Below are 11868 nucleotides of genomic sequence, written 5' to 3'. Positions count from 1 at the left end.
GATTGCAACCTCTGACGCTAAATTTATTTTAGCCGAAACAAAAAATGCTAAAGCAGTAAGTTTTGTACTTCTCTAGCGACCAAGCAATCTGAATTTTTTTCTTAAATAACTTTAATCTAAAATAGGATTTATGCCATATTTATTTACTTCAGAAAGTGTTTCTGAAGGCCATCCAGATAAAGTTGCTGATCAAATCAGTGATGCATTAATTGATAATTTTTTAGCCTTTGACCCCGAATCTAAAGTGGCTTGCGAAACTTTGGTGACAACTGGACAGGTTGTACTTGCTGGTGAAGTAAAGTCTAATACGTACTTGGACGTACAAAAAATAGCTCGAGATACCATTAACAAAATAGGCTACACTAAAAGTGAGTATATGTTTGATGGTAATTCGTGTGGAGTCCTTTCGGCTATACATGAACAATCAGAAGATATAAATCGTGGTGTTGACAGAGCTTCCAAAGAAGAACAAGGTGCTGGTGACCAAGGGATGATGTTTGGTTACGCGACTAACGAAACCAATAATTTTATGCCTTTGGCATTAGATATTTCGCATTTAATTTTGAAGGAATTAGCAGAATTACGTCGCGATAATAAAGACATAACTTATTTACGTCCAGATTCTAAAAGTCAGGTAACCATTGAATATAGTGATGATAATACACCACAACGAATCGATGCCATTGTCGTTTCCACCCAACATGATGACTTTGATGCTGAAGAAAAAATGTTGGCTAAGATTAGAAAAGATATTGTAGCCATTTTAATTCCAAGAGTTATTGCTAAAGTGCCAGATCATATTAAGCCTTTATTTAATAATGATATTAAATACCATATTAACCCAACTGGAAAATTTGTAATTGGTGGACCTCATGGCGATTCAGGTTTAACAGGTCGTAAAATTATAGTAGATACTTACGGTGGAAAAGGCGCGCATGGTGGAGGAGCGTTTTCTGGAAAAGATCCAAGTAAAGTAGATCGCAGTGCCGCTTATGCAACAAGACATATTGCTAAAAATTTAGTTGCTGCAGGATTGTGCGACGAAGTTTTAGTACAGGTTTCTTACGCAATTGGTGTCGTTGAGCCGATGGGAATATTTATTGACTCATATGGTACTTGTCCATTTAATTTAACTGATGGTGAAATCGCTAAAAAGGTAACAGAGATTTTTGATATGCGACCAGCTGCAATAGAGAGTCGTTTAAAATTACGTCGCCCAATATATAGTGAAACTGCAGCTTATGGTCATATGGGAAGGCATAATGAGATTGTTACTAAAACTTTTGAACGACCGAATGGAGACCCAATTACCTTAGATGTGGAATTGTTTACTTGGGAAAAATTGGACTATGTAGATAAGGTAAAAAAAGCCTTCGATATTTAAAAACCAAGTTTAAAATTATATTAAACCCTCATAACTATTAAGTTGTGAGGGTTTTTTCAGTCTTCTACATTTCTAAAAATAAAATAAGTTAACTTTGAAGTATTCCCACTTTTCTACTATCAAAATAGTCTACATTATTATTTCCTAACATAATAACCAAAATTATTAATTATGAGACTATTAATTACATTCCTATTAGCTTTTACAACCTTAACATCATTCAGTCAAATTAATGCTAAATTGATACGTCATGTAGATGTATCTGATACGCAAATCACGTTTGTGTATGGTGGAGATATCTGGATTATGCCTAGATCTGGCGGACAAGCTATTCAAATAACACATTCTCAAGGTGAAGAATCCTATCCTAAATTTTCGCCTGATGGATCGGAAATTGCTTTTACTGCAAGTTATAATGGTAATCTCGATGTCTATGTTATGCCAGTTAATGGTGGTGTGCCAAATCGAATAACTTATGCTTCATTTCCCGATCGTATGTTAGATTGGCATCCAGATGGTAAACAAATTCTGTTTGCTTCTAGAAGAGAGATAAATACGCCTAGAACACAACAATTTTTTCTTATTTCAAAAAAAGGTGGAATGCCAGATAAATTAAACATTCCTTATGGTGAATTAGCAAGTTTTTCTGACGATGGTAATCAGTTAGCATATATCACTAAGATTACCGAAAATTATCCTTTTAAAAGATATAGAGGAGGATTGACCTCTGATATTATTATTCATGATTTAAAAAAAAACAAAGCTGAAAAAATAACCAGCGATCATGCAAATGATGGTAAACCTTCTTGGTCTGGTGATAACATCTATTTTCTATCTGATAGAGATAAAGAGATGCGTAGAAATATTTGGGTTTATAATACTAAAGACAAAAGTATTAGAGCTATTACAAGTTTTACTGATTTTGACATTACCTACATTTCCGCAAGTTCTGACGCTCTAGTTTTTGAAACAGGTGGAACATTATACTTAATGGATCTTAAAACAGAAAAATACAACGCGGTTAACGTAAATGTAGTAAGTGATTTATCTGTTGAAATTCCAAAAATAAAAAATGTTGGAAACAGTATACAAAACATGAGTGCTTCACCTGATGGTAAGAGGATCGTTTTTGAAGCTCGAGGTGAATTATTCAATGTTCCTGCCAAAGAAGGCTATGTAGTTAATATTACGCAATCTAGTAGTGCTTTTGATCAAAATCCATCTTGGTCGCCAGATGGTAAACAAATTGCTTGGTGGAGTGATAAAACTGGCGAATATGAGATTCATTTACAAAATACAGTGACAAAAAAAACAACAAAGGTTACCAATCGCAATGGTGGTTTCGGTTATAGTTTAAATTGGTCACCAGATAGTAAAAAAATGGTTTTTATAGATGAAAAAAACGATATCTATATCGTTGATGTGGCCTCTAAAAAAGTAACAAAAATTGATGATAATATTTTTAACAATGGTCATGGCGGAAGATTTGGATTTTCTTTTAATTGGGCTCATGATTCTAAATGGATTACTTATACTAAAACTATTGACAATCAAAATAATGCAATCTTTGTTTATAGTTTAACTGAAAACAAAGTTCATCAGGTTACGAGCGGATTTTATTCAGATTGGGATCCCGTTTTTAGTACTGATGGTAAATATCTGTTTTATCTTACCGATAGAACTTTTAATGCGTCTTACAGTGGATTAGGTGATGGCACATGGATATATCCAAATAATAGTCAATTAGCAGCTTTAAGTCTAACGAAAGATGCTCCGTACTTGTTACTTCCAAAAAATGATGAAGTAAAAATAGATTCTCCTGATAAATCAGAAGACAAAAAAGAGGATAAAAAAACAGAAACTCCTCTTGTCATAGATTGGAATAATATTGAAAGTAGAATTACAATATTACCAGCAAAATCAGGAAATTTAGGATCGCTTAATGCTTTTGATGGCAAAATTGTTTATACCAGATATCCGATAACTGGTGATCGTGACAATAAACCTTCTTTGAAACTCTTTGATTTAAAAAAGCTTGAAGAAGAAACTATAATTGATAATATACAAAGCGTAAAACCAACAGCAGATAATTCATCATTAATTGTGAGAAGTAGTGGGAAATATGGAATTATAAAACCTGCGCCAAAACAAAAAATTAAAGACCCTATTTCTACTAAAAACTTGGTGATGCAATGGAATCCAAAAGAAGAATGGAGACAAATATTTAATGATACTTGGAGAAGACATCGCGATTTCTTTTACGATAGTGATATGCAACAAGTTGATTGGAACGAACTAAGAACACGTTATGGTGCATTAATTGAAGATGCAAGAACACGTTGGGATGTCACAAATATTCAATCTAATCTAAACGCAGAATTAAGCGCAGGACACACTTATGCTTCTGGAGGTGATTCTGAGAGAATTAATTTTATTCAAACTGGTTTTTTAGGGATTGATTTTGAATTGCATAACAACAAATATCGCATCAAAAGAATTGTTAAACCTGCACTTTGGGATACAGAGGTGCGTTCCCCTTTTGATAGACCAGGAGTAGATATAACTACTGGAGATTATATCCTTGGAGTTAACGGCATGGATGTAAGTATAAACAAAGAACCTTATGCAGCTTTCGATGGTTTATCTGGCAAAACTGTTTCTATAAGCATTAGTAAAACTGGTAAAGATTCGGATGCAAAAAATTTCGTTGTTAAATGTCTTACACCACGTGAAGAAAGAACACTTCGATATCACGAATGGATAGAATCCAATAGAAAAATGGTAGAAAATTTATCTGGTGGCAAACTAGGCTATATTTATATGTCTAACACAGGTGGTCAAGGGCAATTAGAATTAGTTAAGATGTTCTATGGTCAATTAGATAAAGAAGGCTTTATTATTGATGAACGTTTTAACGGAGGTGGTCAATTGGCTGATCGTTTTTTAGAATTATTAAAACGTCCATCTATTTATAATTTATACTGGCGCCATGGAAAACATACTACAGCACCAAACAAAACAAATACTGGACCAATGGGTATGCTTATTAATGGTTGGGCTGGTTCTGGTGGAGATGGCCTGCCTTGGGCTTTTAGAGAACTAAATGGCGGTCCTATTGTAGGAGAAAGAACCTTAGGAATACTAGTAGGTCCGGCTACTGGTCACCGTTTAATTGATGGAGGCCGCATAACAGTACCAGGTGCTAGATTATATTTAAACAATGGAGATTGGTTTGCAGAAGGAATTGGTGTAAAACCTGACTATGAAGTTTGGGATAATCCAAATATTTTAAGTCAAGGACGAGATCCTCAAATGGAAAAAGTAGTTGAAGAAGTAATGAAACTTTTAAAAACGAATCCTGCTATTTCAGTACCTCCTCCTAGCAAGGAAGATAGAACTGCCAAAGGACTAAAAAAGAATTAAAATATTCTAGTAATTTAAATTAGTTACTTGGGAGAAACCAAACTAAGTTGATAAGACAAAAATTATCTTATGCTTCTAAAGTCTATATTAAATATAAGAAACCCTCATAAAGTTATTTTATGAGGGTTTTTTTAACTCTACAAATAATTCTCACCTATTTAGGTAGGAATTCTATAGCTAAAACTGTTTTATACCAAAGAGTTAACAACTCAGATGAACAAAAACTCAATTAAATCAACACACTATGAAAAACATTAAAAAATTTCCCAATCTTATTTTAGTGCTTTTGCTTTCTGCACTCGCAGTTACGTCTTGTCTAAAAGATGACGGCAATCCAATAGGCGGAGAACAACAAGAAAACATTCCTGAAACGTTTTCAGAATATTTCGGTAATACTATTTCAAGAAATTTTCTTGGTAACGTGATCGATAAGAACAAGAATCCTATTGAAGGGGTTACAATTTCTATTGGTAATGAAACGGCAACTACAGATAGCAATGGTGTCTTTATAATTAATAATGCTAACGTTAAAGAACGCTTTGGTTATATAAAAGCAAATAAAGCAGGTTATATTCATGGATCTCGTGCTGTAGTGCCATCTAATGGGATAAACAAGGTTACTATCATGTTACTTGAAGCTACAGTAATTGGCACTGTAAATAGTGGTAGTTCTGAAACCGTCTCTATGGGCAATGGAAGCTCTGTAAGTTTAGATGGTAATTTTATAAAAGAAGATGGCTCAGCCTATTCTGGTTCTGTAGATGTGATTATGCATCACTTAGATCCTGCAGATGAAGATATGGCAATGCAAATGCCAGGTATGTTATATGCAGAGAATGAAGCAGGTGCAGAACGCATGTTACAAACATTAGGTATGCTAACAGTTGAATTAAGAGGAACCAATGGAGAAGACTTAAATTTACCTGAAGGTTCTACTTCTGAAATTAAAATTCCTGTCGATGCAAGTTTAATGGGAATAGCTCCAGCTTCAATTCCGCTTTGGTATTTTGACGAAGTCAATGGGTATTGGAAAGAAGAAGGACAAGCCACTTTGCAAGGTAATATGTATGTTGGTACAGTATCTCATTTCTCATTCTGGAACTGCGATATTCCTGCTGAAGCCATTACGCTTTGCATCACAGCAACTGATGATGAAACTAATGCACTTGGTAACCTTTGGGTAAGTATTACTAGTGCTACTTTCGGAACTACTTATGGTTACACTAACTCAGATGGAGAAGTTTGTGGTTTTGTACCAAGTGATGAAACCTTAGAACTTAATGTTTATAGTTATGATTTCTGTGGAGAAGCACCTTTATTCACAAGTACAATTGGTCCATTTGCAGCTGACTCTAGTATATCTATAGTAATACCTGATAATACAGATATTATTGCTGAAACTGTTATTGGTAATTTTAATACTTGTGATGGTAATGCGGTTACAGATGGTTATGTTCAATTAAGTTATGGAGGCCAAACTTTTACTGATGCTGTTAGTGATGGTACGTTTGAAATTAACATGCTACGCTGTGAAGATGATAACACCTTTAGAATAAAAGGTAGTGACTATGTAAATCTTCAGGTTACAGATAGTATTAATTATACGTTTACAACTCCATTAACTAATATAGGTACAATAAGTGCCTGTAATTCTATTGATGAGTTTATTCAATATACCATTGATGATGATGAAACAGCATTAATTTTTGAAAACATCTCAGCTAATTTTTATCCTGAAGGACCTAATTCTAATGGACCATCTTTAGATATTTTTGGAAGTAGTAATGACCAAAATACTTGTATTTATATGAATGGTATTTTAAATAATCCTGATTATTTAGGTACTTATGATAATCTTGTTTTTGATGGCACTGGAGAAATCGACGACACTGGTTTCTTTATTGGCGAATGTATTAGTGTTTCTGACACCAATAATAATATTACCTTTAACCTAAGTGCTTTAGGTGAAGTTGGTGAATTTATTGACATTAACTTCTCTGGAGACTATGAAGACTATGATGGAAATCCACATACCATAACTGGAGTTGTACACGTTTATAGAGACAACTAGAAACCGGAAAAGACACCAATTAAAAGCCTTCGCTTCCAACCTATGGAATCGAAGGTTTTTTTTATCAATTTTCTCAATCGATTACAACGTATAAGTCAACCTAAAAGTAACAAATCTTGGTTGCACAAACGTCTCTGAGCTAAATACAGAAATATTACCAGCACCATTGCTGATATTAGAATCTATATCTAATAAATTAGAGGCTTTTAGTGAATATTCCCATTTAGCATCTCTATTTTTTCTATAGCGTAAAGAGGCATCCCAAGTTTTAAAAGCATCCTTTTGCCCATTGCTTTCTTGTTCATTATAGGTAAAGTCAGTAACAAAAGTTAGAGCGTCCCAGATATAAGCATCAAACTCAATCGATGGAGCTCTAGTAATAAACTTAGTGGTATTTGCTCCTTGATCGTTATCTCTAACCGTATAACTATACCTTAATCTCACGTTTGGTGCTTCTCTAAAGTTTGTACGTATTTCTGGCGTATAACTTTGTGTAAAGCTTTCATTTACAGACTGACTTCCTTGTATAAACTGGTTAAGTTTACTATAATTAAAATTTGTTCTTAGACTCGCTCTAATTTTACCAAAAGTACGTTGAACGCGCCCGAATAAACTCGCACTCTCATCTGCAAATTGCGAGTTAAAGAATGAACTTGTTCTAATAACACTTTCAAAATCCGTGAGCGATCTAATCTGATCTATATTTTTGCTGTAATTAGCTCCTGCAAATACATTCGTATAATTAAACAAATTAAAGCTGCTATAGAATAAGCTTACATTATGAGATAATGCATTTTGTAATTCTGGTTCACCATATTGTATGCTGTTAAAATTATTTAACACCAAACCTTGTGCTAATTTGGTTACATCAGTAAAAGAGTTTCGCATATTGTAACGAAGTCTTAAACTTTCACTTTTTTTAAATTGAATACGTGTTTCGAAATCTGGTAATACTCTAAAGAAATTATCTTCGTAAGTTGCTCCAAACTGAGTGTTCTTATTACTATATACATGAATTGACAATCCTGGTGTAAAAGTGAACTTACCAACTTTAAGCCTGTAATGAACACCTAGATATACATCGCTAAAATTGTATTCCGTATCATTGGTATCTAAGCCATCATTAAAGGTTGGTGTTGGGTTGAATAAAGATCCATCATCTAAAAATTGAAATAAATTAGAGTTAAACTCTTGCTTACTTAAAATTGTACCTAACGTAAAATTAATATTGCTTTTTGCATTTAAAATGTTGAAGTAATCTAACTTGGCATCTAGCTGATTAGATTTAATCCGTTGCTCTTGATTTAAGTTATATCCAAACTGATCTTGATTAAAACCTAATCCAGAAGCCGTGTTATCAAAGGCATCTCTATCACTAGGATTAGTCGCATCATTATTTGTTGGATCATTTACTAATAAGGCATTATAGAATGGATCTTCATCTTTTATTAAATGCTGTGCTTCAAAAGCAAAAATGTTATTTTCATTAAGCGTGTAATAATAATTCACATTCTGATTAATACTGTATGGCTTTGCCTCGTCTAGTTGGTTTGTATTACCAACAACTGAAGAGAATAAATTCTGCCTTTCCTTATCATCAGAAATTCGAGCCAAAATATCATAATCTAATTGATTATTTACATTAGGCTTATAACTAGCACTTAACTTTGCAATAGCTTGGTTAGTCGCTTCTCTACCAGTCTGAGATGTTGCTTCATCTGGTGGAATATTTGCAGACTCATCAATAGGAGTATTTGGATCGTCTTCAATTTCAATATAATCTACAAAGCTTGCTTCTCTTGTTCTTAATCGACTACTATTATAAATTAAAAACCCACTTAAATCTAATGCTTTGTTAGGAGCATAACTAAAATTAGTAGCAGCAAGTTTAGTTACTACTTCTTGTGCATTCTGTATATTAGTTAAGCCTCCAAGTCCATTATTGCCTAAATTAATACTGGTACCAGAATTATTACTTGGCATTCTGAATCCTCCACCAAAATTCCGAAGATCTCGGTTTGTAATAGCGACTTCTCCAATATTATTCATATCACCAATTAAGTTGATACTGTATTTAGGGCTGTAATAAAATAACTTTGGTTGCACTAAATATAACTCGTCATTTGGTGATGGAGCAACACCGCCTCCAGCAGTAACATCTCCAAACCAGAAATTTTCCTTCCCTTCTTTCAGTTTAATATTTATAGCCACATTATCTTGGTTATTTCGTACACCACTCATCTGACCTACTTCAGAGTAATTACGTAAAACCTGTACCTTATCTACGGCATTAGAAGGAATATTCTTGGTTGCAAGCTTAGTATCACCATCAAAGAAATCCTTCCCATTCACCATGAGTTTGTTTACGACTTTGCCTTCAACTTCAACTTGCCCATCCTCATTTATTTCTACACCAGGAAGTTTCTCTAATACATCTTCTAATTTTCGCTCAGAACCATTTTTAAAAGAATCTGCATTATATATCAATGTATCTCCTTTAATAGTTACTGGCATATCGTAAGTTAGCTCTACGGCATCTAAAGAATTATCTGGGAGTAGTTTAAAATCTTTTGTGATGTTTTCTTCTTTAGTGCTAATAATAGTTTCAAACGTTTTTAATCCAATATAACTGACTTGTATTTTATACTTCCCATTTTTCCCTAACGAAAGGATATACTTGCCTTTATCATTAGTAATAGCATAAGATTCTAAAGCGCTTGTTTCTTGGTTTATAGCAATAATATTGGCAAGTTCTAAAGGTGAGCCAATACTATCTTTTACAACACCTTGCATTTTAATTTGAGCAAATGAACTTCCTGCTACTATTACAAATAGTAGTGCTAATAATTTTTTCATGTATTCTGTAATTTTTTTTGATTGATTAATGAAATGCTATTATCAACTTGCATTGATTAAAATGAAATTTAGTGTCTTCGACCTCCACGACCTCGACGTCCACCATACATTTCACGCATTTCTTTCATTTTCTTAGTAATGATTTCAGTATATTCTGCCTGAGTAACTTCATCACCCTTTTCTGGCTTATCAATATCTTCTTTTTCCTCAGGATTCATTACAATTTTAGTGCATAAAATTGTAGTTTTATCTGCATTAATTTCTAAAATTAAACCTGGTAAACCCCAAAAATCATCTGGTCCTTGGTTAATAGGTATTTGTGGTGTGTACCAAGCTGTAACTTCTATTGTTTTAGGTACTTCTATTTCACTCATTGGGTCATCAAACTTGGCTTTAGCCTCTTCACTAACCTTTGTTGAATCTTTAGCTACTTCACCTTCCTTTTTCTTGTCTTTATCATTTCCACCTCGTCTTCTCATACTTCTCCAATCGAACTGGTCCACTATTTTAGTAGCTGTCGCTTTAAAACACGTGTATTTACCAATTTGCTTGGTTTCTGATCCCATTTTCCATTCTAGAGTTTTTAATTCGTCTTTAATTAAAAACTGCTTCCCGAAAAACTCTTGATCTTGCAATAACTCTTTAGATTTTACATTTTTGTATTTTGGACCTCCACTAAAACTGCTTGCAAAGCCTCCAAATCCTCTACCTCCTCCACCTGGAGCTTCAAGCTTTTCATCTTCCTTATAAATAGATTCCGTTTTATTGAAAGTTAATATATACTGCTTTTCCAAAAAACTTTTCATTCGCTCTTGAATTTGTTTCTTCCGTTCTGGACTCATATCTCTACCACCAAACTGATCCATGTCCATTGTGGTTTTGGTTTGGTAATAGGCTTTACCCTGAAAATCTTGAGCAAAAGAAACTGTACTTATAAAAAGAATTGTTACTAAAAGTGAAAATTTTAAAATTGATATCTTCATCATAAAAGGTTAATGTTATCTAACAAAAGTAAGGCTTTAATAGAATATTTGTATTCATAAAAACCTTAAACATTGTTAAAATTAAACATATATTAATAATGAATAAGACTAGTCAAATGCCAAAAAGTAAAGCTACATTTAGTTAAACTTTTGTTAAGAGTTTAACCTCCAATTGTTATACTAAAACTGTCACCATCTCTACCTCCTTTTTTTGGTCTATAACGTTCCATCATTTCCTTCTCTTTCTTTTCCATAATGGCATCGTACTTTTTTTGATTAACCTCTTTCCCTTTTGTTGGCTCCTTAATCTCAATTTTTTCTTCTGGATTAATAACAATTTTACTGCAAATAATAGTCAATTTCCCATCATGCACCTCTAGTATTAAGCCAGGTAATCCTTGGTACATAGCTGGCCCATTATTTACAGGAATCTGTGGAGTGTACCATGCAGTTACAGTTCGCTCTTCCATTTTTGGCTCTTTTTCTTTTTCATCTTCATCTTTCGTTTTTGAACTACTGCTATAACTCATCTCATCAAAAACTTCTACTTGCTTTGTATAGGTTGCTTTGTAGCATTGATATTCTCCAATGTGCTTTGTGTCGGATTCTAGTTTCCAATCAATTTTTTCAATAGCATCTTTAATTAAGAAAATTTTTCCCATAGCATCTTTATGATCTGCATAGCGTTGATCTTTTGTGTTTTTATATAACACATCAGATCCGCCTCCACCACCTACCATAACAACTTGAAATCCGCCTCCCATACCAGTATTTGGCTTATCTAGACTTTCTTCCTCTTTATATAAAGACGCTTCTTTATTAAATGTAAGTTTATAGGTTTTCTGAAATTGTTTTTTCATCATCTCCATCATCTTGGCATGCATATCTTTAGACACACCTGTACTAGTGCTATCCATTTTAATGTCCACTTTTCGTTGCGTTTTATAAGTGGCTATTCCTTGAAAATCCTGAGCATTAACAGTAGAAAACACTACTACTAATGCCAAAACTAAAACTCTAATAATTGTTGTCATTTGATTGAATTTTTAATTATTTACATCACAAATATCAATAAACATTTCCTCATGGTACGTTAATGAACGTTAACGTGTGTTAACCGATTGATGTTGCTAAACATTAACTTTATACTT

Annotated in this window: 6 protein-coding genes; 3 read left to right on the top strand and 3 right to left on the bottom strand. The window is 33.4% G+C overall.

The features are described from left to right. Positions 1 to 130: 130 nt before the first annotated feature. From metK to QZZ53_RS05980, 3 genes are all read left to right on the top strand, one after another. Entirely contained in the window at positions 131 to 1384 is a 1254-nt protein-coding gene (gene metK, locus QZZ53_RS05990; protein ID WP_296382547.1) for a methionine adenosyltransferase, read from the top strand. Between the two features lie 171 nt (positions 1385 to 1555). Beyond that, positions 1556 to 4807 carry a S41 family peptidase gene (locus tag QZZ53_RS05985; RefSeq protein ID WP_296382545.1) on the top strand — a complete coding sequence of 1084 codons (3252 nt, stop codon included), beginning with the start codon at positions 1556 to 1558 and terminating at the stop codon, positions 4805 to 4807. Between the two features lie 244 nt (positions 4808 to 5051). Continuing rightward, a complete protein-coding gene (locus QZZ53_RS05980; protein ID WP_296382542.1) occupies positions 5052 to 6878 on the top strand; it encodes a hypothetical protein in 1827 nt (608 codons plus the stop codon). 81 nt (positions 6879 to 6959) lie between these two features. On the opposite strand, the gene QZZ53_RS05975 is transcribed toward QZZ53_RS05980, so the two are convergent. From QZZ53_RS05975 to QZZ53_RS05965, 3 genes are all read right to left on the bottom strand, one after another. Next, positions 6960 to 9734, bottom strand: a complete 2775-nt coding sequence (locus tag QZZ53_RS05975) for a carboxypeptidase regulatory-like domain-containing protein (protein ID WP_296382539.1) — start codon at positions 9732 to 9734, stop codon at positions 6960 to 6962. A 68-nt stretch (positions 9735 to 9802) separates the two neighbouring features. After that, complete coding sequence (locus QZZ53_RS05970) at positions 9803 to 10720, bottom strand: GLPGLI family protein (protein WP_365940373.1); 918 nt, start codon at positions 10718 to 10720, stop codon at positions 9803 to 9805. Positions 10721 to 10878: 158 nt separating this feature from the next. Next, positions 10879 to 11751 (bottom strand): GLPGLI family protein, encoded by an 873-nt coding sequence (locus tag QZZ53_RS05965; protein ID WP_296382537.1) that lies wholly within the window; start codon positions 11749 to 11751, stop codon positions 10879 to 10881. Between the last annotated feature and the right edge of the window lie 117 nt (positions 11752 to 11868).

It is taken from the genome of Winogradskyella sp. (assembly GCF_016744625.1).
In the GTDB taxonomy this organism is placed as follows: Bacteria; Bacteroidota; Bacteroidia; order Flavobacteriales; family Flavobacteriaceae; genus Winogradskyella.
This window is presented reverse-complemented; position numbering and strand designations above follow the sequence as displayed.